The sequence below is a fragment of the uncultured Brachyspira sp. genome, assembly GCF_949287625.1.
GTDB lineage: Bacteria > Spirochaetota > Brachyspiria > Brachyspirales > Brachyspiraceae > Brachyspira.
Window position 1 is genome coordinate 31,264 of the sequence record NZ_CASEGO010000005.1, and the last position, 26,912, is coordinate 58,175.

26 protein-coding genes are annotated in these 26,912 nt (G+C 29.6%); 21 read left to right on the top strand and 5 right to left on the bottom strand.

The window, feature by feature from the left end; genetic code table 11:
• Positions 1–3: 3 nt before the first annotated feature.
• From Q1X91_RS02060 to Q1X91_RS02075, 4 genes are all read right to left on the bottom strand, one after another.
• Entirely contained in the window at positions 4–465 is a 462-nt protein-coding gene (locus Q1X91_RS02060; RefSeq protein WP_300752916.1) for a hypothetical protein, read from the bottom strand.
• 186 nt (positions 466–651) lie between these two features.
• Entirely contained in the window at positions 652–3,846 is a 3,195-nt protein-coding gene (locus tag Q1X91_RS02065; RefSeq protein WP_300752919.1) for an efflux RND transporter permease subunit, read from the bottom strand.
• 147 nt (positions 3,847–3,993) lie between these two features.
• Entirely contained in the window at positions 3,994–5,457 is a 1,464-nt protein-coding gene (locus Q1X91_RS02070; RefSeq protein ID WP_300752922.1) for a TolC family protein, read from the bottom strand.
• A gap of 28 nt (positions 5,458–5,485) precedes the next feature.
• Positions 5,486–6,202, bottom strand: coding sequence for a helix-turn-helix domain-containing protein (locus tag Q1X91_RS02075; protein WP_300752925.1), 717 nt, complete (start codon positions 6,200–6,202; stop codon positions 5,486–5,488).
• A gap of 298 nt (positions 6,203–6,500) precedes the next feature.
• Here Q1X91_RS02075 and Q1X91_RS02080 point away from each other — a divergent pair, with 298 nt between their 5' ends.
• The 19 genes from Q1X91_RS02080 (at position 6,501) to Q1X91_RS02170 (ending at position 22,973) form a co-directional block, all read left to right on the top strand.
• The gene (locus Q1X91_RS02080; protein ID WP_300752927.1) at positions 6,501–6,836 is read left to right on the top strand and encodes an STAS domain-containing protein; all 336 of its coding nucleotides are present in this window, start codon (positions 6,501–6,503) and stop codon (positions 6,834–6,836) included.
• A gap of 139 nt (positions 6,837–6,975) precedes the next feature.
• Entirely contained in the window at positions 6,976–7,887 is a 912-nt protein-coding gene (atpB, locus tag Q1X91_RS02085) for a F0F1 ATP synthase subunit A (protein WP_300752929.1), read from the top strand.
• A 54-nt stretch (positions 7,888–7,941) separates the two neighbouring features.
• Entirely contained in the window at positions 7,942–8,163 is a 222-nt protein-coding gene (gene atpE, locus Q1X91_RS02090; protein WP_297298785.1) for an ATP synthase F0 subunit C, read from the top strand.
• Positions 8,164–8,190: 27 nt separating this feature from the next.
• Positions 8,191–8,691 carry a F0F1 ATP synthase subunit B gene (atpF, locus tag Q1X91_RS02095; protein ID WP_020004475.1) on the top strand — a complete coding sequence of 167 codons (501 nt, stop codon included), beginning with the start codon at positions 8,191–8,193 and terminating at the stop codon, positions 8,689–8,691.
• Between the two features lie 38 nt (positions 8,692–8,729).
• Complete coding sequence (gene atpH / locus Q1X91_RS02100; protein WP_300752932.1) at positions 8,730–9,278, top strand: ATP synthase F1 subunit delta; 549 nt, start codon at positions 8,730–8,732, stop codon at positions 9,276–9,278.
• 31 nt (positions 9,279–9,309) lie between these two features.
• Positions 9,310–9,951 carry an ATP synthase F1 subunit delta gene (gene atpH / locus Q1X91_RS02105; protein WP_300752938.1) on the top strand — a complete coding sequence of 214 codons (642 nt, stop codon included), beginning with the start codon at positions 9,310–9,312 and terminating at the stop codon, positions 9,949–9,951.
• A gap of 27 nt (positions 9,952–9,978) precedes the next feature.
• The gene (atpA, locus tag Q1X91_RS02110; protein WP_300752941.1) at positions 9,979–11,478 is read left to right on the top strand and encodes a F0F1 ATP synthase subunit alpha; all 1,500 of its coding nucleotides are present in this window, start codon (positions 9,979–9,981) and stop codon (positions 11,476–11,478) included.
• A 3-nt stretch (positions 11,479–11,481) separates the two neighbouring features.
• Positions 11,482–12,339: a beta-1,6-N-acetylglucosaminyltransferase gene (locus tag Q1X91_RS02115; protein WP_300752943.1), complete on the top strand. Its 858-nt coding sequence runs from the start codon at positions 11,482–11,484 to the stop codon at positions 12,337–12,339.
• A gap of 15 nt (positions 12,340–12,354) precedes the next feature.
• Positions 12,355–13,233, top strand: coding sequence for an ATP synthase F1 subunit gamma (atpG, locus tag Q1X91_RS02120; protein WP_300752945.1), 879 nt, complete (start codon positions 12,355–12,357; stop codon positions 13,231–13,233).
• Positions 13,234–13,607: 374 nt separating this feature from the next.
• A complete protein-coding gene (locus Q1X91_RS02125; protein ID WP_300752948.1) occupies positions 13,608–14,372 on the top strand; it encodes an ankyrin repeat domain-containing protein in 765 nt (254 codons plus the stop codon).
• Positions 14,373–14,928: 556 nt separating this feature from the next.
• Complete coding sequence (locus Q1X91_RS02130; protein WP_300752951.1) at positions 14,929–15,693, top strand: ankyrin repeat domain-containing protein; 765 nt, start codon at positions 14,929–14,931, stop codon at positions 15,691–15,693.
• 732 nt (positions 15,694–16,425) lie between these two features.
• On the top strand, positions 16,426–17,205 hold the full coding sequence (locus tag Q1X91_RS02135) for a hypothetical protein (RefSeq protein WP_300752954.1): 780 nt from the start codon (positions 16,426–16,428) through the stop codon (positions 17,203–17,205).
• Positions 17,206–17,231: 26 nt separating this feature from the next.
• Positions 17,232–17,648 carry a hypothetical protein gene (locus Q1X91_RS02140; RefSeq protein WP_300752957.1) on the top strand — a complete coding sequence of 139 codons (417 nt, stop codon included), beginning with the start codon at positions 17,232–17,234 and terminating at the stop codon, positions 17,646–17,648.
• 63 nt (positions 17,649–17,711) lie between these two features.
• A complete protein-coding gene (locus Q1X91_RS02145; protein WP_300752959.1) occupies positions 17,712–18,173 on the top strand; it encodes a hypothetical protein in 462 nt (153 codons plus the stop codon).
• A gap of 182 nt (positions 18,174–18,355) precedes the next feature.
• Positions 18,356–19,546: an acetate kinase gene (locus Q1X91_RS02150; protein WP_300752961.1), complete on the top strand. Its 1,191-nt coding sequence runs from the start codon at positions 18,356–18,358 to the stop codon at positions 19,544–19,546.
• Between the two features lie 49 nt (positions 19,547–19,595).
• Entirely contained in the window at positions 19,596–20,039 is a 444-nt protein-coding gene (locus Q1X91_RS02155) for an HI0074 family nucleotidyltransferase substrate-binding subunit (RefSeq protein ID WP_300752964.1), read from the top strand.
• Positions 20,036–20,338: a nucleotidyltransferase family protein gene (locus Q1X91_RS02160; protein WP_300752965.1), complete on the top strand. Its 303-nt coding sequence runs from the start codon at positions 20,036–20,038 to the stop codon at positions 20,336–20,338. Before Q1X91_RS02155 ends, Q1X91_RS02160 begins: the two co-directional genes overlap by 4 nt.
• A 187-nt stretch (positions 20,339–20,525) precedes the next feature.
• Positions 20,526–22,142, top strand: coding sequence for a peptide ABC transporter substrate-binding protein (locus Q1X91_RS02165; protein ID WP_300752968.1), 1,617 nt, complete (start codon positions 20,526–20,528; stop codon positions 22,140–22,142).
• A gap of 69 nt (positions 22,143–22,211) precedes the next feature.
• Positions 22,212–22,973, top strand: a complete 762-nt coding sequence (locus tag Q1X91_RS02170) for a DUF4253 domain-containing protein (protein WP_300752971.1) — start codon at positions 22,212–22,214, stop codon at positions 22,971–22,973.
• A gap of 539 nt (positions 22,974–23,512) precedes the next feature.
• On the opposite strand, the gene Q1X91_RS02175 is transcribed toward Q1X91_RS02170, so the two are convergent.
• Entirely contained in the window at positions 23,513–24,181 is a 669-nt protein-coding gene (locus Q1X91_RS02175) for a PAS domain-containing protein (RefSeq protein WP_300752974.1), read from the bottom strand.
• A gap of 156 nt (positions 24,182–24,337) precedes the next feature.
• On the opposite strand from Q1X91_RS02175, the gene Q1X91_RS02180 reads away from it, so the two are divergent.
• Both Q1X91_RS02180 and Q1X91_RS02185 read left to right on the top strand, forming a co-directional pair.
• Positions 24,338–25,537, top strand: coding sequence for a MalY/PatB family protein (locus Q1X91_RS02180; protein ID WP_300752977.1), 1,200 nt, complete (start codon positions 24,338–24,340; stop codon positions 25,535–25,537).
• A gap of 17 nt (positions 25,538–25,554) precedes the next feature.
• Complete coding sequence (locus Q1X91_RS02185) at positions 25,555–26,790, top strand: dicarboxylate/amino acid:cation symporter (RefSeq protein ID WP_300752978.1); 1,236 nt, start codon at positions 25,555–25,557, stop codon at positions 26,788–26,790.
• Positions 26,791–26,912 lie beyond the last annotated feature (122 nt).

Here is a 26,912-nt window from a genome sequence, read left to right on the forward strand (position 1 = left end):
AGTCTAATCCATTTTTTTTATTATTTTATCCTGATTAGTAGCAGGTTCATAAAAATATAATGCTAGTATCGTTTGAATAGGAAACATTATAACAGCTTCAATAAACATACTAAAACGTCTGATAGTAAATATGATATCTTTTTTTAATACAAATACATTTAATATATAAAGTATTTTAGTAACAGCAAATACTAAAAATAATAGTATTATTATAAAATATGGTAATGTATTTGGTGCTGGAAGTATAGTAATATATTTAGGTATTTCATTGTTATTGGCATTAACAACAAAGAGATATATTCCAAAAAGATATACAAAAGTAAAAAATATGTCTAATGCAATAGTAACTATTGTTGCATTTTTATATGATATTTCAGGATAAAGTAAAGTTCCGCATGAACGGCATTGTTTGGCATATTTATCATTCACAGTTTTACAAGATTTGCATTTAATAGTCTTAGCCATAATTTTATTGAGCTCCTTCATTTAATCAGCTTCAGTGTATTAAATTTTTATTAATAATAATATTTATAAATAGCAAAATTGTCAACTATTATAAATAAATAATCATTAAACTTTATATAAAAAATATAATCCCTGACATTTATCAAAAATATCAGGGATTTTATTAATGCATTATAGTAATTTAGATTAATTTGCAGTTGTTGTTATAGTAGTAGTAATCTCCTCTGAAGGACTGTCTTTAGGAAGTTTGATTAATCTTAAGTCAAACATAGTTAGGAACATACATGGAAGTAATACTAATGTTAATAATGTGGCAAAAAGCAAACCATAAGCCAAAGCCATACATATAGGAATAATTATATCCGCTCTTCCTCCTATACCATAAGCAGTAGGCAAAAGTCCCACAACAGTAGTAACCGTAGTTAAAAATACAGGACGTAAACGCTGCTTACATCCGTCCACTATAGCTTGGGTTACACCTTTTTTAGGATCACCTTTAACTCCCATTTCTATTATGTTGTTGATTACATCTACCAATATAATACCATTATTTACTACTACACCAGCCAAACCGATTATTCCTACAACACCCATAAATGATAAAGGCATTCTATGTAAAGCAAATCCTAAAAATACTCCTATCATACCAAAAGGAATAATAGTAAGTATCATTATAGGCTGTATAAATCTATTTAACTGTAATAAAAGCACTACATATACGAATATTAATGCCATAGCAAAACTGAATATCAATTGTCCCAAAGCCTCCATAGTTTCCTCAGCCTCACCGCCGAAGTATAATCTCAAGCCTTTGTATTTAGTACCGAAGTCTTTGAAATGTTCAGATACTGTAAGCATTACATTTCTGGAAGTATTTTGTCCTGGTACTAAATCGGCAGTTACGCTTATGCTTCTTTGTCCGTTATAATGCCTTAAAGCGGAAAGCCCGTTTGTTAATTCCAAGTCGGCTATATTATGCAAATATATAAGCCTTCTGGAAGAGTTTGGAATAAGAAGATTAGTTAAATATTGAGAATCATAAGTATATTTTTCATCAAATTGTACTCTAAAGTCCAGTCTGTTTTCAAGCTCCTGTATGTAAGTAGCCTCCGTTCCATAGTATGCAGTTCTAGCCTCATAACCTACAGTTTCAACGTCTATACCAAGTTCCGCTATCTTATCATAATCAAGCATTATTCTAAGCTCATCCTTACCAGGTTTATCATCGTCATCTATATTGATAACTCCGGGTACAGTTGCTAAAAACGTTTTTATTTCTTCAACCGCCTGCCTTGCTAAATCAGTATCGTTGCCTATAACCTTAATGTCAACTGGATCACCTGGGTCAACAGTACCTTTAGTGTTCATAGTAAATACAGGAACAGTATCTCTTATATCAGTTTTATCCATCTCCTGATTTATCAAATTTACAAGTTCGTCAGCTGTTCTATCTCTTTCAGCTGCAGGCACTAAATAAACCATTATACCAGCCAAATTACCTTTCTCTTCAGATACCATTTCCTGATCTACCTGAGAACCTACAAGAGTATACAACGCTATCAGCTCTTCTGGCTTAACAACGCTTGCAACAACGTCTTCTATTCTAGCTATCTGCTCGGTAGTATATTCTTTTGTACTTCCTATTTCAGTTTCTATATTGATAACTATAGTGTCTGCACTGGTATCGTATATAAGAACGAAGTTTTTAAAACTGTTCTGAGCCAAGAAGAAAGAACCTATGAGCATAAGTATAAAAAACAATATTACAATATATCTTACTTTCAAACATTTTTCCAAGAAAAATCCATAAGGCACTTTCATCTTGTCGAATAATTTATCCTTATCGAAGTCAAGAGGATTTTTCCACTTGCTTTTCTTCTTAGGCTTATAATTTTTATATTTATCCTCTTTATCCTGCAATTGATTTGGAAGAATAAGTATAGCCTGAAACAAACTCACAATTAACGTAAATATTACTATTTTAGGAAATAAGTTAATGATTTTTCCCATCATTCCGCTTATAGTAAGAAGAGGAAAGAAAGCAGCAACTGTGGTTAAAGTAGAAGCCACCATCGGCATTACTACATCGCTTACGGCAAGTCTCGTAGCTTCAAGCCCTTTATATCCAGCCTGTTTGAAGTTGAATATATTTTCAGATACAACTATAGAGTTATCTACTATCATGCCAAGTACGGTGATTACTGCTGCAAGAGACATAGTGTTGAAAGTGATGTTTGTTGCTTTCATAAATATGAAACATGCAAACATGGTAAATATCATACCTAAACTTGTAAACATAGCAGATTTGAAATCCAAAAATATTATCAAACAGATAAATATTATTAAAAATCCTTGTATGAGGTTGGAAGACACTATTGCTATAAGAGAGTTAATGGTTCTTGAATTGTCTCCCATAACAGATACCTGAACATTTTCTGGTATAATAGCTGCGTTTTCTTCCAAGTATTTATTAACTTCGGCTATAGTTTTTATAATATCTGCATTCTCATTTTTTACTATATCCAAAGAGTATCCCGGAGCCTTATTTACTCTCATATGTGTGGTTTTTTCCTCAAATCCTTCATTTACTCTGCCTATATCTTTAACAAGCACTCTCTGTCCATTGAAAGTAGATCTTATTACTGTACTTTCAGCTTCCATAGGATTTTGGAATTCTCCATAAGTTACAACTGACTTTTCCCTATTTTCTTCTTCCATATCTCCTCCAGTAGCTCTTACATTTCTAACTGCAAGAGCATTAACTACATCGGATAAAGCTATGTAATTGCTCTGCATCTTTAGAGGATCCACATATATTTGTATTTCAGGATCTGTTCTTCCCTCTACTCTCACTTCTGCAACACCAGGAAGTCTTATGATATCGTCTTCAAGTCTTTGGCTTATGTCAAATAATTCTCTTTCATTTCCTTCCATACCCTCTTTAAAATGCACTCCTAAAGTATATATGGACATTTTATTAGGGTTCAAGTCATAAGTTGTAACCTCTTCAACATCTGTAGACAAATCGGGAACGTTTTGCATCTCTCTAAATATTTCGTCTTTTACAGGCTGCCTATTAGGTAAAGATTGATCTAACTCTACCAATATAATACCTAAGTTTTCAATAATCGTAGTTTCATACTTATCTATACCTGATATTCCCTGCAGCTGTTCTTCTATAGGTATAACTGCATTCTGTTCCACGTCCAAAATCGAAGCTCCCGGATATGTTACTGCTATAAGCATCATATCCAAATCTGTGGAAGGAAAAGCTTCTCTATTTAGGTTAAAGTAATAATATCCGCCTACAAATAATACCGCAAGTACGATTACATTTACAAGCATAGTATGTTTTGCAAAGTATACAATAATTTTTTCCATAATATATCTGCATCTCCTATTTCTGTTTTATTTATGTTAACTAAAAATTTAAAGACTTAATCATTTTGAGGTTAATCAAAATTAACCCCCGAATGATTTTTATATATATCCCTCTAAATCCTTATCAAATGTCTAATAAAAAATATTTTATTCATAATCAATTGCAAGCAGTGCCCTGTAATCAAATATAGTAGTTATAAACTCATACTGAAGATTTAAAAGTTCCGTCTGCGTAGCGACTAAGTCCAATCTTGATGTAAGCAAATCATCAATTTCCAAACGTCCCTGATCTAATTTTTGAAGCTGAGTTGCTATTCTTGAATTAATAGCCCTTATCTGCATTTGCTTACTTGCTATTAAATTTTTATAAGCATTAAATCTTGAAATATATGTCTGCAGCTGTGTATTATAATCTTTTTCTAATTGATCGTACTGAGCTATAATTCCGTATAATGAGTTTTCAGCCATTTGATACTGAGCTTTATTTGCTCTGTTTCCTATAGGGTATGAGAATTGAACTCCTGCAAAGAAGTCAACATTTGTCATACTCCCAAAAGACTTAAAATATCCGTCGCTGTTTGGGCTAAGTCCATTTAAATTTACACTTCCTACCAAATCTAAATTAGGCAAAGTTCCGTTTTTCATAGCTTCAAGTGTATATTCTGCTCTTATCTTTGACTGATATGCAATTTGTCCGTTTATACTGTCTGCAAAAGGTACTTTTTCCATCTGCATGTTGCTTCCCAAGTCTAAATAAGCGTCCCAAGTGGTATGATCTGGTTTTATATTAGTTACAGGCATAAAGAAACTCACTGTTGCTAAAAGACTTTCTAAATAAACCTGATTCTGAGCATAATAATCACTGTATACCATAGTTTGAGTTCTTGCATTCTGATATGAGTCATTATCTATAAGTCCGTTATTATATCTGTCTCTCATCTGATTTTCAAATCTTCTTGCTGTGATATACATGCTTCTATAGTATGCAAGAAGTTTTTCATACATTATCCATTGATAATAAATTTTCTGATATGAAACTATAACACTTGCATCATCTAATTTTCTTTGAAGTTTCGCTATGGCAAGAGCATATTCAGCATCTTTAATTGGGTATCTGTCTAATTTACCGAAAAAATTTCTCAAAAGAGGCTGAGTAACTTCTATTGTGAGAGAAGGCAGATAATTATTAAAATCTACAGAATTAACACCATCTGGGTATAATTTTCCGCCTAAAAAAGAACTATGAGTTAAATTAACAGACCAAGTAGTTCCGCTGTATGGTATTAATGATCCTACACCAATTCCAGCCTGTATACCTGCAGCTTCTACTGTAGGACCTGCTGATGTTGAAGTAGTGCTTCCGCTTGACAAACTTCCGTATTTTCCTACAGCACCAAGCTGAGCAGATAAATTAACATCGCCTGAACTTTTGGCACTAAGAAGATTCATTTCAGCATTAGTTTCAGTAACAGCATTTATTTTCAGCTCTGGAATCTGATCCCTTATAGTTTCCATATATGCTGCATAAGTTAATGTATTGGTCTGAGAATATAAAATATTCACAGTAAAAAACATTAATAAAAATATTGTAAGTTCTATCTTAATTTTCATTAGCACTCCTTATCTAAATATACGTAAGTTACTCTTCTGTTTTTTTTAAATTCTCAAAACTGTATTTGCTTCCAAGTAAATATAATACAGTTTTACACAAATTATCAATTAAATTGTTCAAATTAATATCTAAATTTCTATTTTGTTCCATATTGTCCTTATAATAATATAATTTTCTGTCAAGATCATAATATTTAGTTAATATTAATTCAGTTCCTATACCTGCTATAGTTACTATTATCTGCATATAAATATCATTATGTTCAGCTATTGGTACAAAATATTTCTCTTCTATCTTCTTATCTATGAATAAAAATAATTCAGTAAGCCAAAAATACAAATTAACATCTTTATTTATGCTTTTTTTAAGTTTTTCAAACCTTTTTTTATCATTAAAAAATATTGGCTGAAGTTCAAACATTATTTTACCAAATTCGCTTGCCGTAATGAAAAAAAACTTTTTAAAGTATTCAAATAATTCAAATATAACTTTTTCAGGTTCATCATTATATTTTTCTATGATATCTTTAGGATTTATATTAGTTTTTTTGCTATTTAAAAGCGAAATAATAATATCATCTATATTTGAATAATATTTATAAACCCCTCCTTGACTTAACTCTGCTTCTTTAATAATATCCTTCATTGTAACACTATAGGCAGGCTTTTTTAGAAAAATTTTCATAGCTGCTTCAAGTATTATCTTTCTCTTGTTCTCAAAATATTCTTCATTAACTTTAGGCATTGTATTATTTTGGCGTTCACCTCTTATTTTTTATTATTTAGGTATGAAAAAATAAAAACGATACTAGTGTCATTTTTATTTTAGAATCAATATTATTACAATTATTTTTTATTGTCAATAGATATTGTATGATAAATTTTACAAAATTTTTATATAAATTAATATCATACTATTTATACGTACGAATAATTATACATTTTATACATATTAAAAATATTTTGAATTAACTATTGTAAAAAATATTATTTAGGTTAATATTAACATATAAGAAGTTTAAGAGAATTAAATGGAGTTTTTTATGGAAGTTTCTGTTAAAGAACTTGAAAATAATACAGCTGTACTAAAATTAGATGGGGATATAGATGTATATACTTCATCAGATTTAAAAGATGTTATTTTTTCCCAAATAGAGCTTGGTGCCAAGAAAATAATAATAGATATGGAAGATGTTTATTATATAGACAGCAGCGGAATAGGAGTATTTATTTCAGCACTTGGTACTTTTAAGAAGGTAAATGGTAAAATATGTTTTGTAAAAGTTACAGAACCTGTAAAAAAGGTATTTGAGCTTACAAAAATAACAAGTTTTTTTCCAATATTTACTAGTGAAACTGAGGCTATAGATAAATTTTGATTTTTATTTTGGTTAAAAAAATAAAAATAAATAATAATGGTTGATTTTTTATTTAATAGTTATACAATTATTCGAAATTATTTTTATTTTTAATTGAATCAAAGAAATTTTCTTAAGCTAAGGGTAGTAATTGTTTATTATGATTAAAGAAGTGATTTTTTTAAGGAAAATTTTTGTATTAACATTTATTGCAGCAGCTATATTTACATCTGATATAGTATATGGGGCTGAAAGTATTAATGATTATATAATGGAGGAGATAACAGATAACACATCTGATCCGTTTTACACTATTCCTATAAGATTAGGTCATTATATTAATTTCGATTTCAAAATAACTAAACATATTATATTGATAACTTTGGCAGGTATTTTATCTGTACTTAGTATGAAATATTTAGCCCATAAGTTAAAAAGACCTTTCAAAAGACCCACCTACTTACAAAGCATATTAGAAGGCTTAATTGACTATATGAATAAAGATGTAATAGGTGCTGCATTAGGTGAGGAAGGAAAAAAATATGTGCCTTTTTGTCTGACTGTGTTTTTATTTGTACTATTTTCAAATATATTGGGGCTTATACCAGCATCTGTGAAGTTTCCTACAGAAAATGGAGGTCATTCATATATAGCAGGCGGACTTGGTGCAAATATAGGTTTTACGGCTTCTATAGCTGTAATTGTGTTTATAGTTTATATTTTTGCGGGTATAAGAAAGAAAGGTATTATAAGGTATTGGACATCTTTAGTGCCTAAAGGTCTTCCTATACCGCTAATACCTATAATATGGGTATTAGAGTTTATTACATTATTTAACAGGGCTTTTGCTCTTGCTATACGTCTTTTTGCAAACATTACAGGCGGACACATAATGATGATAGTAATACCGTACTTAATTATTATGTCTGGAACTTTACTTGTTTCGCCTTTTGCAGTGTTGTTTTTGGCATTTATATATGTACTTGAGATGTTTGTAGCGGTTTTACAAGCTTATATATTCTCATTATTATCAGCAGTTTATATTGGAATTGCTATTAGTGATGAGCATTAAAAAAATAAATAATTTAAATAATTATAATCTTATAATAAAAGGAGAATAAAAAAAATGGAACTTTCTATATTAGGAGCAGCAATTGGAGCAGGTCTTGCAGCCATAGGAGTTGGAATAGGAATAGGTTTTATAGGTTCTAGAGCAGTTGAAGGTGTTGCCAGACAGCCTGAAGTTTCTGGAAAGATACAAGCTGTTATGCTTATAGCAGCAGCATTAATAGAAGGGGTAGGTTTATTTGCTTTAGTTATTTGTATTCTTGCATTATTTACAAAATAATTAAAAAAAATATTTGGAGGTATATGTATGGCACTTTTAAAAATAGATCCAGGTATTATTATTTGGACTTGGATCACATTTTTACTAGTTCTTGCTATATTAGGTGCTTCTACTTGGAAAATAATTTTGAAAGGCTTGAATGCACGTGCTGATAAAATACAGGAAGATTTGGAAGAAGCAGAAAAAACTAGAGAAAATGCTAAAAAATCTTTGGCAGCATACAGAGAGCAGATTGATAATGCTAAAGCTGAAGCCAGTGCTATTATAGAAAATGCAAGGGTTGAAGCTAATAGAATTAGAGATAAAATTATTAATAATGCTAGAGAAGAAGCAGAAGTTAATAAAAACAAAATTATGTCTGAAATAGACAGGTCTAAAGAAGAGGCTATGAATAGTGTGAAAAAACAGGCACTTGATATTGCTGTTGTTATGGCAGAAACTATTCTTAAAAGAAATATAAATAAAGAAGATAATCAGGCTATAATTAATGAGTTTATTAATAATGCAGGAAAAGAAAACAATAAATAATAAACTTATAAAAAGCGTAAGTGTTTAGGAAGTGATATATGAGAGAAAGTGAAAAATTGGAAATACTAAAGCCTACAGCTAATGCCATATTTGACATAGCTAGAGAGCTTGGAATGATAAGAGAAATATATAATGAACTTACAGAATGTTCTAAATTATTTCAGGATATTGATATAAAGAATTATTTTTTTGATAAATTTATTTCTAAAAAAGACAAAAAAGAATTAATAGATAGAAGATTAAAACCTTTGCTTTCTAAAGAAACTTATGCTTTTGTTTCTATATTGGCAGAACATGACAGTATAGATGTACTGCCTGATATAGTGAATTTATATAAAAATATAGCAGATGATTATAATAATATAGTGAGAGTGCGTATTATTACAGCTTCTTCTATTGATGATAAAACAGTAGAAGATATTATTCAGACAGTGAAATGTTTTTCCAGTAATGAAATATCTTATGAAACAGAAATTGATGAGAGTATTATAGGCGGTATAATAGTATATATTGGTTCTACAGTTTATGATTATAGTATAAAAAATCAGATAGATTTATTGCAAAGTAAATTTACACGCGGTAATTAATTAATCTTAAATATTGTAGGAGATTATGCTTATGGAGTCCATTGCTGACAGCATTTTAAAAGACTTAAAAAAAGAGGTGCTGAAAGAAAGCACAAAAGAAAAAGTTAGCAGATTCACGCGTATAACAAAAAATGAATCCAGTGCTAAAAATTATGCTAAGGCAATGTTTGATGTAGCCTCTGATGCTGGAAAAATAGAAGTGATTAAAAGTGATTTGGATATTGTTTATTCCTCTTTGCTTGTTGATAAAGATACATATGATTTTTTCAAATCTAGTTTTATAGACGGCAATTTGAGAATGAGTATTTTAAAAAAGGTATATGCAGGTAAAATATCAGAAGAGACTTTTAATCTTATTGCTATATTAATAGAAAGAGATTTGATTCATACTTTATTTGCTATAATAGTAGAGTATGAAAACTTATGTAATGAATATTATAATATAGCAGTGGCTAGAATTATAACAGCATCTGATATAAATAATATAGATGATATAGAAAAATTAAAAAAATGTATTAGAAATATGATTAAGGACAGAGATGTTCATTTTATATTTCATACAGATGAAAATATTATAGGCGGTATTGTAATAGAGATAGAAGATATTGTTTATGATTACAGTATAAGAAGAGTACTTACAGGATTAAAAACTTCTATTTCTGATGATAATTGATTATATTTTACATTTGGGGAATTGATTATGAATATAAAAGCTAGTGAAATTGCAGCAGTTCTTAAAGAAGAGATTAAGAATTATAAAGCTGATTTTACTCCGAATGAAGTAGGGGTAGTTGTAGAGGTAGGAGACGGTATTGCAAGAGTAATTGGACTTCCGTATGTTATGGCTAATGAGATGATACTTTTTGAAAGCGGTGCGGTAGGACTTGCTTTTAACTTGGAAGAGGAAACTATTGGTGCTATAGTTTTGGGCGATTATTACGGTATTAAAGAGGGAAGTAAAGTCAGCAGACTTAAAAGAATATTAGAAGTTCCAGTAGGGGAGGCTCTTTTAGGAAGAGTTGTTAATCCTTTGGGTGTACCTATAGACGGGCATGGCGAAATTACTACTGATAAAAGAAGAGTAATAGAATTTCCAGCTCCAGGTATTGCTGACAGGCAGGCGGTAAAACAGCCGCTTCAAACTGGTATTAAAGCTATTGACTCTATGACTCCAGTTGGAAGAGGTCAAAGACAGCTTATTATCGGCGACAGAGGTACTGGTAAAACTTCTATTGCTCTTGATGCTATAATCAATCAAAAAGGCACTGGAGTAATATGTGTATATGTAGCTATAGGACAAAAGGCTTCTACTGTTGCTGGTGTTGTTGATACATTAAGACAGCATGGGGCATTAGACTATACTATAGTAGTTGCGGCTACTGCAGCTGATTCTGCTCCGCTTCTTTATATAGCTCCTTATGCAGGCTGTGCTATGGCTGAATACTTTATGTATGAACAGAAAAAAGATACTTTAATAATATATGATGACTTAACTAAACAGGCTAATGCTTACAGACAGATATCATTACTTCTTAGAAGACCTCCAGGAAGAGAGGCTTTCCCAGGGGACGTTTTCTATTTGCATTCAAGACTTCTTGAAAGAGCAGCTAAACTTAGCGATGAATTAGGAGGAGGTTCTTTAACAGCACTTCCTATCATAGAAACTCAGGATAATGAGGTATCAGCTTATATTCCTACTAACGTTATTTCTATTACTGATGGGCAGATATATTTGCTTACTAGCTTATTTATGAGCGGTGTACGTCCTGCTATAGATGTTGGTATATCTGTTTCTCGTGTAGGCGGTAATGCTCAGACTAAGGCTATGAAAAAAGTTGCTGGTACTTTAAGACTTGACCTTGCTTCTTACAGATCTTTGGAGGCTTTCTCTCAGCTTGGTATTGGGCTTGATAAGGCTACTTTGGCACAGTTAGACAGAGGTGCTAAAATGGTTGAATTATTAAAGCAGAAACAATACAGCCCTATACCTTTTGAAGAGCAGGTTGTTGTTATATTCGCTGCTACAAAAGGTTTTTTGGATAATATTGAAGTTGACAGAGTTCATGAGTTTGAATGGAGATTATTACAGTATATTAAAGCTGATAAGCCTAGTGTACTTGATAATATCAGAGAGAAAAAAGATATAGAAGATATGGACGGTCTTTATAAAGTTATAGAAGAGTTTAAGTCTAAGTTCTAATTTATGAGTAAAATTTGTTTTTTAATAGCGGCACATAAAAATCAAGGTCAATTATTAAGATTAATTAATCATCTTAAAAAAGATTTTGATATTTATGTGCATATTGATAAAAAAAGCAAACTAAATTTAAAAAATTTTGATAATGTAAAATTTTATAAAAAATATAAAGTTTATCATGCTGAAGTAAGTCAAATTATTTCTACATTATTTTTGATAAATGAGGCTTATAAAAATAATTATGACAGATATATTTTTATAAGCGGACAGGATTTACCTTTAAAAAATAATAATTATATACAAAATTTTTTTGATAATAATTTATATAATGAATATATCTCTTATTATCAAGTTAATAGTGTAGAATCAGGTGAAATTTTTGATATTCAAAATTTTAGTAGGGTAAGAAATTATAATTTTGAAGGACTTACAAGAAAAATTTTGCATAGCTCTATAAGATATTTTATATCTAATTTGAATGTAACAAAAAAGAAAATTAAATATGATATATATTACGGTTCTTCATGGTGGAATTTAACTAATAATGCAATTGAATATATATTGAATTATTTAAATAAATATAAACATTTTATGAATCAATTTAAAAATGTTTGGGGAAGTGATGAATATTTTTTTCAATCTATATTATTAAACAGCGAATTTAAAAACAAGTGCGTAAATAATAATTTAAGATATATAGATTGGAGTGGTCAGAAAGGCTCCTCTCCAAAAACATTTACTATCAAAGATTATAATGATATAAAGAATAATATTAATGATAATTTATTTGCACGCAAGTTTGATGAAAATATTGATAATGATATAATAGATAAATTATATAAAGATTTAGAAAATTCTAATTAATTTGGAGTTTTGATTATGGCAGAGAAACTTAATGTATTAAAGGCAAGAATTAAAGCTGTAACAAGCACACATAAAATCACAAAGACTATGGATATGATAGCACGTTCAAGAACTGCTAAAATACTTACAGTAGAGCAGGGTATGCGTCCTTTTACTCAAAAATTAAACAGAATAGTAGAAGACCTTTCGCATTCTGATATGGATCATGTGCATCCGCTTCTTGCTCCAAAAAAGAAGATAAAAAATATAATACTTTTTGTTGTAAGTTCTAGCAGAGGTTTATGCGGCTCTTATAATACTAAAATTTTTGATGAGGCTATGGAGAGGATAAGACATCATCATAGACATGGCAGAGAGGTTCAGCTTCATGTACTTGGTAAAAAGGGTGAGGCATATTTTGAAAAGCAAGGTATACCAATAGCTAGAAAATATCCGCGTATAGATGAGGAATCTACTTTTGATGACTGTGCTGCAGTAGTTCAGCATTTCATGCATGAATATGCTGTGGATAATGCTTCAAGAGTTGAGGTAATATATACTAGGTATTATACAAGGGTGGTACATATACCCAAAATAAAAAGTTTAATACCTATGATACCTGATGAAGAGGATATTGAAGGTCATAAAATTAAGAAAAAACTTGATTATGTGATAGAGCCTAATATAGAAGATGTATTAAAAGAGATTGTGCCTATGGCTATAAAAACATATTTCTATTTTATGCTTACAAGTTCATTTTTATCAGAGAATGCCGAACGCTCTATTGCTATGAGAAATGCTACTGATAATGCTGAGAGATTAATTACTGATTTGAAAAATAAAGCCAACAGAGCTAGACAGGAACATATTACTAATGAGCTTCTTGATATTATAGGCGGTTCTGAGGCTATATAATTTATTTTTGATAATATAAAATTAATACCATTCATTTTATGGGTGGTATTTTTTTATTTTTAATTCTTTAATCATTATGCTATAATAGACTTGTTTCAAAAGTACTTGACAAGATTAACTTTAAAAGTATTTAATCTTAAATTATAAAATACAATTTTTTATATGTTGTATAATTTATTATTTTAGTATGTAAATATGCAGTCTTTTTGCTTCTCGCCGTAGGCGTACTTTGTATGGGTCACCACCGAGTAGGTGCCTTGCCTACGGCACGCAGAGCGGACGGCAAAAGAAGTGGGGGGTGCGGGGGCTAGTCCCCGCAATTATAAATAAAAATAGTTTTGAAACAAGTCTATTAATTACATACGGCGGTGTTTATGAAAAGAATAAAAGTGTTAAAAACTATATTGTTAATTTCTTTATTATCAATTATTTTTATTATATCATGCAAGAAAAAAGAAGAGGTTAGTGTAAGTATAAGCAATAATTCTGTGTATGTAAGTAATCCAGATAATATTTATCATAAAACTTATACTAATGTTGTAAAGGTTCAGGGTAAAGTTGTTAATATGAACTCTGATTTTTCTTACAGCAATAGAAAAGAAGGAGAATACAGCGAAGAGTATGATATATTTGAAGCTATAGAAAATCATAGCTTAAAAAGAGTAATGGAATTAATAGGAGAAGGTGAAGATATAAATCAAACTTATAGCGGTGAGAGAAAATATAGCGATTTTTTCAATGATTATTATTATCTTGACGGAGCTACTCCTTTAATGTTTGCTATATTTTATAGAGATTTGGGTATAATGAAATATTTGCTTGATAAAGGTGCTGATCCTTATACTAAAGATGATTACCCTTACAATTGGAATGCCTTTTTATGGGCTTGTGCTGTTGGAAATGTTGATGTAATAAAAATGATTGTAAAGTTTTATCCTGATTTAATTAATTCTAAACATGTCTATGATGAAAACGGACTTCATATGGCTGCTTTGAATAATAATACAGAGGTATTTGAATATTTAGTAAATGATTTAGGTATTGATATAAACAGCACTGATGAGGACGACAACGGCGTTTTAGATTATGCTGGAAAAGATGAGGCAATAGAAAAGTTAAGAAAATTAGGTGCCAAATAATATAAATTGTGTAATACATTAATATATGCTGAAAATTTTTAATTTTGTCAACTGATGCTCTTTATATAGAATTATCAACTTTTTTGACGCACAAAAAAGTTGCTGCCACAGGCACGCTTCGCGAAAACGCAAATACTACAACCTTATATTATTACAATACGTATTAAATGTATAGTAATACCTGAAATTTAGGTTAAAAATGCAGTCTTTTTGGTTATCGCCAGAGGCGGGCTTCGCCTTGGTCACAAAAAGAACTAGGGGTGTGGGGGCAAAGCCGCCACAAACAATAAAATTAAAAATCTAAATTTTGACAAACTTAAAAATTTTTAGTATATAAAAAAATCTAGCATCTAGCAATGTCTAGAGCCTTAAAGCGAGATTTTTTAATTTTTTAATTAGGCAATTTTTATTAATAATCAATAAAAAATTGTGAGCGTCTGGCAAGTTCACTTGACAGACTTAATTAGCGAACAATTTTTTATTAATAATAATAGAAAATAATTTGTTTTTATTGTATAATATATCACAAATTATTAATTACTATACGGCGGTGTTTATGAAAAGAATAAAAGTGTTAAAAACTATATTGTTAATTTCTTTATTATCAATTATATTTATTATATCATGCAAGAAAAAAGAAGAGGTTAGTGTAAGTATAAGCAATAATTCTGTGTATGTGAGTAATCCCGATAATATTTATCATAAAACTTATACTAATGTTGTAAAGATACAGGGTAAATTTGTTAATATGAACTCTGCCTTATCCTATGCCAACAGGGAGGAAGGGGAATACAGCGAGGACTATGATATATTTGAGGCTATAGAAAATCATAGCTTAAAGAGAGTAATGGAATTAATAGAAGATGGCGGAGATATTGATGAGTCTTATTATGGAGATGATAGCATATACAGCGACTTTATGAATGATAGTTATTCTGCTAATGGTGCTACTCCTTTGATATTTGCCGTATTCTATAGAGATTTAGGTATAATGAAATATTTACTTGATAATGGAGCAGACCCTTATGTAAAAGATGATGACGGCTGGAATTCATTTTTATGGGCTTGCGGTACTGGAAATGTTGATGTTATTAAAATGCTTGTGCAGGCTGATCCTGATGTTGTAAACTCTAAAAATATGTATGATGCAAACGGTCTTCATATGGCTGCTTTGAATAATAATACAGAAGTATTTGAATATTTAGTTAGAGATTTAGGTTTTGATATTAATAGTACAGATGAGGACGGAGACGGAGTTTTATATTATGCTGATGAAGATGAGGCAATAGAAAAACTAAAAGAATTGGGTGCAGAAGAATAATTTTTATTAATAAAATTGAATAATATTATTTATGCTGTATACATATAAAAAACTATAATTTATCAAAAATAAATTTTGTAAATTTAAAATATTTGCTGGCCTTTCCCTTACGAAGTACAAGCGTAACTGCTATGCGTGCCATAGGCAGGTTAGCACTGCGAAGTCCGCCTGCGACCGAAAGAAGTACCGTTAGGCATGGTGTGCGGCGGACTTCGTCAAAGTTTTTATCTTTCGGATACGCTACGCGAAAAACGCAATTATTAGAACTTTATATTTTAAAGATATGTGTTAAATGTATGGTAATACCCAAAATATGGCTACACCTAAAGGTGGACTTCGTCAAATGCAGTCTTTTCGCCTGCCTACGGCACGCAGAGCGAGGCGTACTTCGTATGGTTCTTTGTGCCACACCGAAGGCGGACAGAATCACAAAAAAACTGTGGTGCAAATATTTAAATAAAATTAAAAAAATTAATTTTTGACAAATTATAATTGTTTAGATATATACTAAAAAAAATTTACTATATTTTTTTAATTTATTCAAAAAAAATAGGAAATTATTAAAAAAATACGTATTAAATATTGAGAAAAATATATTAACTGTATCTTGCATTAATGCTAATACAGTTAAATTTTACTAATTTAATATGCTTATTGACCTATAATATTTTATATTATGATAAAATAAATATAGGCTGATATAAATAATTTTATTTTTAAGGAGAAAGAAAAATGACTAAAAAATTATTATTAATGTTTGTTGTTATGCTGTTTGCTTTCAGCTGCAATAGTCCGTCAAACCCAAATAACAACGAAAGCGGAAATAATGGAGGATCTACGGGAACTGGCGGATCTACAGGAACTGGCGGATCTACAGGAACTGGAGAAACTTCTGTTGTGGATAATACCAAAGGCATAGAACAGTTTGCTGGAGAATATAAGGGAGTTACTGAAGGGTATACTATTTATGTAGTTATAAATAATCAAATAAATAATGGTTATTTATTTCTTTTAAATACAGATTATGAGCCTAATAGAAGTCCAGGACGTCTTCCTATAGAAGAGCTTAATAAATATAAGTCTTCAGATGCTTTAACATATAGTATACCAGATTCATTTTCTTTTAAATTTAATAATGATAAGTCTGTTCTAGAATATTCATTTAATGGAGAAAATCTTAAATTAGATAGAGCACCAGATTTAGATTCATCTAAAGGTATAGAGCAATTTGCAGCTACATATAAGAGTTTTAGAATGAATAAATATGACGGAGGTAGCGTTACTACTATTGTGCAATACACTTTAACAATAAATGGTAATAATATAAAATTAGATGAATATGATGAAACAACTTTTAAAACAACTGAGATATATAATGGAAATGTATCAGGAAAAGGAGCTTTCTATTTATTTGATACTGACAAACCATTACAATTTTATAATAATGGGGATAATTGTGTAATACATGTATTATCTTATCATACTGAACCAATAGTTTTTAAAAAACAGTAATTAAATAAAAATTAAGGAGATATAAAATGACTAAAAAATTATTATTGATGTTTGCTGTTATGCTATTTGCTTTCAGCTGCAATAGTCCGTCAAATCCAAATAATAATGGAAGCGGAAATAATGGAGGATCTACAGGAACCGGAGGCTCTACAGGAGAAATAGGCACTTCAGATCCTTTAAAAATTTCTGCTTTTTTGAAAGATAAAACAGGGGTATATGGAAATATAGATGATGTTATTCGAAATGAAAATGAATTAAAGATAAAAAACAGCAGTATTTATTTGATAGATTCTCAAGTATGGAAGCCTTTTACTGGAACTGTAACTTTGTATGAAAGCGATTCTAAAATAGTAATGAAAAATGATAATTATATTTATACATATACTTTAGGAAGTAAAATTACAGGAAATACTGTTATTATTTTAAAAAAAGAAGCTTATTAGAATGATCCTTCAAAAACAAAGATAGGTACAATTGAAGCTTTTTCTAAGTTTGCTGGTAATTATTTGATTGAAGGTGATACATATATTCAAATAGATAATTCTGGAAATATTTATTTTTTGGAACAAGCTCCATTTACAGCAACTTCGGATAATAATACATTAATATTGACAGATAAAAGTCAAAGTTTGAGGATAGATTTAAGTCAGACAGAATTACTACTTAGAACTTTCATTGATAATAAAGAGTTATATCAGGATTATGAAAAAACTGAATTATTAGAGAAATATGAAGGTACATATAACGGAAACGGTCATACAGTAACTATAGATAAAGACGGAAAAATAATATGCTCTATGAATACAGCAATAGATGCTATGGATTGCAGATTAAGAGGAAATGTTATAACATCTACTCTATATGGTCCGACAGAAAAAGAGATATATACTCTTACATTCTCAAGTGACGGAAAGACTGTAACATATAAATCTCATGATGGTACAGAATATACATTAACTAAAAATTAATTTTGTTTCATACACTAAAAATTTAAGAGGCTTAATTCATACAAATGTTTTGAGCCTTTTTTATATTTTTATATGTATTATATGAATTGTAAAATTGTAATAAAATAAAAATTCATTGATAAATATATACATTATGTTATAATAAACTAAATTATAATTATTAAAAACTATGGAGTCATTATATGAACGTATTGGTTATTAATTCAGGCAGTTCCAGCATTAAATATCAATTATTTTCTATGCCGGAAGCAAAAGTTTTAGCTAAGGGTCTTTTAGAAAAGATAGGCGAAGAGACAAGTGCATTAAAACACACAGCCGTAGAAAAAGGCAAAGAAAAAAAATTAGAGCAAAAAGTTGCCGACCATAAAGCAGGTATGTCTTTGATTTTCTCTCTTCTAACAGATAAAGAAGTTGGTGTTATATCTGATATGAGCGAAATATCAGGTGTAGGTCACAGAGTTGTACATGGAGGAGAATCATTCAGTAAAAGTACTTTAATTACAGATGAAGCTATCAAAGCTATAGAAGCATGCTGTGATATAGCTCCTTTACATAACCCAGCTGGTTTGCAGGGTATAGCTGCTTGTAAAGAAATATTAAAAGATGTAAAAATGGTTGCTGTTTTTGATACTAGTTTCCATCAAACAATACCAGAATATGCCTATATGTATGCTGTTCCTCATGAATGGTATGACAAATATAAAATACGCCGTTATGGTTTCCATGGTACTTCACATAAATATGTTTACGGAGAGTTTTGCAAAGCTGTAAACAAACCTAATGCTAATGTTATAGTTTGCCATTTAGGTAATGGTGCTAGTGTAACTGCTGTAAAAAACGGAGAATCAGTAGATACAAGTATGGGTTTAACTCCATTAGAAGGTTTAGTAATGGGTACTAGATCCGGAGATATGGATCCTGCTGTTGCTACTTTTGTTATGGCTAAAGAAAATTTAGCTCCAAAAGAAATGGATAATATTTTAAATAAAAAAAGCGGACTTTTAGGAGTTTCTGGAGTAAGTAATGATATGAGAAACTTGGAAGAGGCTTCTAAAACTAATCATAAAGCTGAACTTGCTATACAAATGTTCTGCTACAGAGTAAAAAAATATATAGGTTCTTATATGGCTGCTCTTGGTCATGTTGATGGTATTGTATTTACTGGCGGTATAGGTGAAAATAGTTCTTCTATTAGAGGAAGAATACTTGAAGGCTTAGATGAACTTGGTATTAAATGCGATGCTGATAAAAACTCTAAAGCTAGAGGATGTGCTAGTTTTGAAAAAGACGGTGCTGCTATTAAACTTTATGTTATAGCTACTGACGAAGAAAAAGCTATAGCTATGGATACTTATAATATAGCATTGAAATAATTTTTATATAAAAATAATAAATATTAAAATTGATAGGGTATCTTTTATTATGAAAGATGCCCTATTTTTAAGGTTTTTTATGATATTAAATTTGGATAGTCTGAAAAAATCTATAATAGCATTAGAAAAATCAATCAATGTATATGATAGAATTAAAACAGATGATGAAGATTTAATGCTTACAATAAGATCTGGAGTAATACAAAACTTTGAAATAGCTTTTGAACAAAGCTGGAAATTTATACAAAGATGGCTCAATGAGAATATAAATCCAGACATAACTAGCGGTATAACTAAAAAAGAATTATTCAGATTGGCAGCTAAACATTTACTTATAGATGATGTTGAAAAATGGATAAAATTTAAAGATGCCGGAAATTCTGCTTCTCATATTTATTCAAATGAAGTTTCTCTGGAAGTGATTAATGAAGCAGAAGCATTTTTACCTTATGCAAAATATCTTTTAAAACGTTTAGAGGAAAATAATGAATGATTAGCCTAACTGAAAATGAAATTCAAATTATCAAAGATATTCTAAAAAAACATATAAAAAATGGAAAAGTATATTTATTTGGTTCAAGAGTAAAAGGTACAAATAAAAAATTTTCAGATATTGATATAGTCATAGATATTAATACCAAATTATCATTAAATGAGATGTCAAGAATAAAAGATGATTTTGAAGAAAGTGATTTAATTTATGTTGCTGATATTATCGATTATAATGCTATAGAGGATAGTTTTAAGAGCATTATAGATAATGAAAAAGTATTAATATATGAAACTGTCTAAAATTAAAATATTTTAATTAGTTAATCATATTTTTTTTCGATATTAAAAAATAATAATTTTTAATATTAGAAAGCTAAATATAAAAATTGTGAGCATATAGCAAATTCATTTGCTATATATTTTTAGCGAACAATTTTTATTAGCAATAATAAGAAAAATAATAATTTTAAGTTAGGGATATGATTTTATGAAAAAGAATATATTAATTACAGTTTTTTTATTTATAATAATTTGTTTTTTGATATCTTGTTCTAAAGAGCCTAAAAATATTTTAAATGAGATAACAGTTTCTGTAGGTCCTGAACCTCAAACAATAGATCCTACTATAAACTCAGCAGTAGATGCTATGATATATACAACACATTTATTTGAAAATCTTACTATTAAAGATGAAAATGGAAATATAATACCAGGTGCTGCTGAAAGCTGGGTATCGTCTAATAATAACACAATATATATTTTTAATATTAGAAGCAATGCAAAATGGTGCGACGGAATGGACGTAACAGCTGATGATTTTGTTTATGCTTGGAGGCGTATAGCTGACCCTAAAAACGGAGCATCATATTCCATACTTTTAGATGTTATAAAAAATGCAAGCGATATTATGATGGGAAAAAAGGATAAAAATACATTAGGAGTAAAAGCTTTAGATAATAAAACTTTATATGTAGAGTTAGAATATCCTGTACCTTATTTTCCGGAGATGGCAGCTCATACTGCATATACGCCTTTGCGTGAAGATATTGTAAGTCAAGATGAAGACGGCTGGACTTTAAAAACTGATACTATGGTTGGAAACGGAGCTTTTCAGATTGTAAGATGGGATCATAATTCAAGGCTAGTTGTACGCAAAAATACAGATTATTGGAATTATAAAGAGATTAAGCCAGATATAATAAATTTTGAGTTTGTAGATAATGATAATACAGCTATGTCTGCAATTTTAAACGGAGAGATATCTTTTTATCATAATGCTCCTATTAATGACAGAGCAAAACTTATTGAAGATGGAGTTGCTAGGGTAGTTCCTAATGTATCACTTTATTTTTATGAGGTTAATCATACTAAAGCTCCTTTTAATGATGAGAGAGTTAGAAAGGCTATTTCTTTAGCTATAGATAGAGAATATATAGTAAATAATATAATGAAGGCTGGAGAAAAACCTGCAGCTGCCATAGTACCTTATAATATAAAAGATGTTTACGGTACTAATGATTTCAGATATCAAAAAGACGGATATTTTTCTGTTAATAGCGAAGACTATAATAAAAATGTTGAAGAGGCTAGGGCTTTGCTTGCAGAGGCTGGGTATCCTAATGGGGAAGGTTTTCCAGTATTTGAATTTTTAACTAATCCAGGATTTCATGTAACTATTGCAGAAAGTGTGCAGTCTATGCTTAAAGAGGCACTTAATATAAATATGGTAATAAGGCAGGAAGAATGGGCTGTACTGCTTCAGACTAGAAGAGATGGAAATTTTGATATGGCGAGACAGGGCTGGATAGGAGGATACAACAGTCCTCAGGCATTTTTATCTTTGGTAAAAACAGGTTATGTTCTTAATGAGGGAAGATATAGTAATGCTGAGTTTGACAAAGCTTTGTATGATGCTGCACTCTCTCAAAGTGATTTAGAGAGAAGTGAATATCTGCATAAAGCTGAAAGTATAGCTATGGACGATATGGCTATTATACCTATATTCTATTATTCTGGTACTGTTATGCAGAATAAAAAACTTAATGATGTAATTTACGATATATTTGGAATATATAATTTTAGTAGGGCATATATGTCAGAGTAATTATATTATGATTTTTTACAATTATAATTACATAGTGTTTTTATATACAAATGATAATGGAGAATACATATGAATGAAGATATTAAGTTTATAACCGATTTTCTAAAATGTGATTACGAGATACTTGATGGCGGACTTGAAGATGACACTGATATAATGAATTGGTATAAAGAAAATCTTGAAAAAGGAAAAAAAGAAGGATATACACCTCTAATTATAATACCAAGTGAGATGCTTACTGAGGCAATAGAGTGTTTTTTGGAAGATAATGACTGCGATATAGAAGATTCAAGAAAATTAATAAATGAGTACATAGAAAAGTCAAAAGATATAGACTATAAAAAATATTTGAATCAAAATGTAGAAGATATTTATGAAGATAAAGAATATATTGAAGAGATAAAAAAATCATTCAATGCTCCTATAGAAGGAGGATTTGAAGTATTTGATAGTTTTGGTTCATATTATGATTATGAAACTAAAAGTACTGTTGATTTAATATTAGCAAAAATTCCTACTGTTAATCCTTATGAATTGGCATGCTATATCCCTATGGGCGGATTTAATGACTGTCCAAATCCAGAGACTCAGACTGCTATTTTTAAATATTGGTATGAAAAATATAATGCTTATCCAGCTGTAGTTGGATATGATACTTGGGAGATTTTTGTTCAAAAACTTCCTAATACAGAAGAAGATGCTAAAGAGCTTGCTATAGAACATTATTATTTTTGTTTGGATAGGGTTGATCAATATTGCGAAAATTATGATCATGGAAAATTAGCAGGCACATTATTAAAATCTAATGTTTGGTATTTTTGGTGGGATTAATATTTATTATACTTGTTTTAAAACATATAGATATATACTAAAAATTCTTAGGTTTGTCAAAAGTTAGTTTTTTTAATTTATTGTTTGTAGTGGCTTTGCCCTACGAAGTACACAGTCGTGCCACACTCCAGCTTCTTTTGCCGTCCGCTCTGCCTACTCGGTGGTGACCCATACGAAGTACGCCTCACTCTGTGTGCCGTAGGCAGGCGAGAAGCAGGCACAGCCCGTTGTTGCGAAGGACGGCATTTTTTAACTAAAATATAGATTTTAAACTTATTTTATTAATACTCAATAATACTTTATAATATTCATAAGTTATCATTACATTTATAAATAATTAAAATTTGACAAACTGTATTTGTTTAGGTATATATTGTAAGTTTTTAAATTATATATTTAAGCTTTTAAAATTCAGTTTTTCAATGATTATAGCTATATATGTTTTAAGATATTTTATATTCTTAAAAGATTAAAACACATATATAATTTACTAAATTAAAAACAATATGAATAAGTTTTAAAACAAGTACGATATATTTTTATGTATATTTTCTTATATTTGAATAAACTGTATGAACTGAAATATGAAGTTTTTCAGCTAATGCTTCAACAGAACCTTTTAATTGAAAAAATCCTATTTTATGAAGTTTTAATATAATCTGTTTATTTTTCTCCTGATTTGGTATTGACATATCTAGTATTATATCATTAATATTTTTATTGAGTATAGATTTTATCATGTCGTCAATATTTGAACTATAATTTTCAGAATGAGTATGCTCTTCACTATCATTTTTATTTATAGAAAATTCTCTCATAAAATCTATGAGGCTTACTTCCATATTTATATTGATGCATAATAAACCGATTAATTTGTCTTTATTTTTTATAGGTATTGTAACGGACTTGCACCTATCTCCGTTTGGAAATTTTGATTCATAAGATTCTAAAAATTTTTTATCTTTATGCACTGAGTTTATAAGCTCTAAAGCCAAATCAGTTATAGGTGCTCCTACATCTCTTGAAGAATTATGCCCGTTTTCTATGAATAAAACCGCATGTTCATAATTATCTAATGAATGAACCAACACTTCGCAATATGTTCCGAATATATTTGCTATTCCTTTTACTGCATTTTCATATGATTGTATTATAGCCCTATCCGTATCATCTAATACTACAGAACCAGACTTAGTATAATTATCCATAAAATTACCCCATTGATTATTATTAAATGTATTATATCTTATAATTTTATAAAAAACAAATATAAAATATAAAAATAATATATAAACTATCAAATTTTGTTGACAGTATAAACTATTTGTATATACTATATTATATATTTAATTAAGGAATATTTTATGACAATAGAAGAATTTAACAGCAAGTATTTAGTAAACAGAGAAGGTACAAATTCTCAAAAATGGGACACAATAAAAGACAGGAGATTTAAGGTAGGCGGACTTATACCTATGTGGGTTGCAGATATGGAATTCAGAGCTCCTGATGAAGTAATAGAGGCTTTAAATAAAAGAGTAAGCCATGGAGTTTTTGGATATACTGTTTTATGGGACAGTTATTTTGAAGCATTTTTTAATTGGCAGAAAAAAAGATATAATATAGACTTAAAAGAAGAATGGATAAATTTTTCAACTGGACTTGTAACTGCATTATATTGGCTTGTTAATACATATACAAATAAAGGCGACAGTGTTGTAATACTTACACCTGTTTATTATCCTTTTCATAATGCAGTTAAAGATAATGAAAGAAATTTGATTAAATGTGAGTTAAAAAACGATAACGGAGTATTTTCTATAGATTTTGAAAAGTTAGAAGATGATATAGTAAAAAACAATGTAAAATTAATGATATTCTGCAATCCTCATAATCCAGCTGGCAGGGTATGGACTGATGAAGAAATAGATAAAACTTTTGATATATGTAAAAGACATAATGTATATATTGTTTCCGATGAAATTCACCAAGATATAAATTTGGGTTTTCGCCCATTTATTTCAGCACTTTCTATAAAAAATAAAGATAAATATTTGGACAGATTAGTTGTTTTAACTTCGCCTTCAAAAACGTTTAATTTGGCATGTCTTCTAAACTCTCATATAGTTATACCAGATGAAAAAATGAGAGAAAAATATAATAAATATGTTAATACTGTAAATAGAACAGAATTAAGTTTGCTTGGTATGGTAGCAGCAGAAGCAGCATACAGATACGGAGAAGATTGGGTTGACGGACTTTTAAAAACAATAAGACGCAATTATGAATATATAAGAGATGAATTAAAAGCAAAAGTTCCAGAAATAATAACTAGCCCTTTAGAAGGTACTTATTTGCCTTTTATAGATTTAAGAAAAGTTGTTAATCCAGAGAGAGTAAAAGAGTTTATACAAGATGACTGTAAAATAGCTATAGATTTCGGTGAATGGTTTTCTGATAATTGTAAAGGATTTATAAGAGTTAATGTTGCAACTGATTTTAAATACATAGAGGAGTTTGTAAATAAAGTATCTTCACAATTAAAAAATAAAAATTATAAATAAAAAATAGGAGGCATAATATGAAAAGTTCTTTCTGGAAAAATTACAGATTTCCTATACTTTTAGTTTCAGGAGTAGTAATTGGAAGTATATTGGGTATAATATTGAAAGAAAAAGCTGCTGTATTAAAACCTTTTGGGGATATTTTTATTAATATACTTTTCACAGTAGTAGTTCCTTTGATATTTTTATCTATTACCAACTCTATTATTCAGATGGACGATATGAAAAGATTAGGAAAAATAGTAGCTTCAATGTTTGTAGTATTTATTATTACTGGACTTATTGCAGCAACTATAATGATAATTACAGTAAGGGTATTTAATCCAGCTGAAGGTTTCCAAATTCCTATAACTCAGGTAGAAGAGCCTAATCCTCCTAAAGTATCAGAACAGTTGGTAAAAATGATAACAGTTACAGATTTTAAAGATTTGCTTTCTATAAGCAACATGCTTCCTCTTATAGTATTTTCTTTATTCTTTGGTTTTTCTATAAAGTTGGTAGGAGAAAAAGCTAAACCTCTTGTTGCTGTTATTGACGGTGCTACATTGGCATTGATGAAATTGGTAAGTATTATAATGTATTATGCTCCTATAGGTTTGGGTGCTTATTTTGCCAATTTAGTAGGTAAGTTCGGACCAGAATTGATAGGTACTTATGCCAGAGCATGTGCTGTTTATTATCCTGCTGCATTTTTGTACTTTATTATTTTCTTCCCTATATATGGTTATATTGCTGCTGGAAAATACGGTGTAAAATCTATGAAGTATTTGATAACTCCTATGATAACATCATTATCAACACAAAGCTCTATTGCTACACTTCCTATCAACTTGGAAGCATCTGAAAAAATAGGAATAAGCGAAGATGTTAGAAATATAGTTTTACCTATAGGTGCAACTGCTCATATGGATGGAACTTGTTTAAGCGGAATATTAAAAATAGCTTTTCTTTACGGAGTATTTGGAATGAATTTTACAGGTATTGAAGTTTGGCTTGGTTCTATAGTATTTGTAGTACTTGCAGGTATGGCTAATGGTGCAATACCGGGCGGAGGACTTATCAGTGAAATGTTAATAGTTTCTATATATGGTTTTCCTCCAGAGGCTTTCCCTCTAATAGCTACTATTGGCATACTAGTTGACCCTCCTGCTACTATGGTTAATTCTGTTGGTGATAATGTGGCTGGTATGTTAGTTTCAAGAATAGTTGAAGGAAAAGATTGGTTTAAACATGCTATTAAAAGCTCTAATTAAAAAATAAATATTTATTGCTATTTATTATGTGTTTACTTTTATAATATATCCTATAAAGAGTTATTAAAAAAGCGGTAAAGATTAATTAATAATCTTTGCCGCTTATTAATTATAATGGCTTA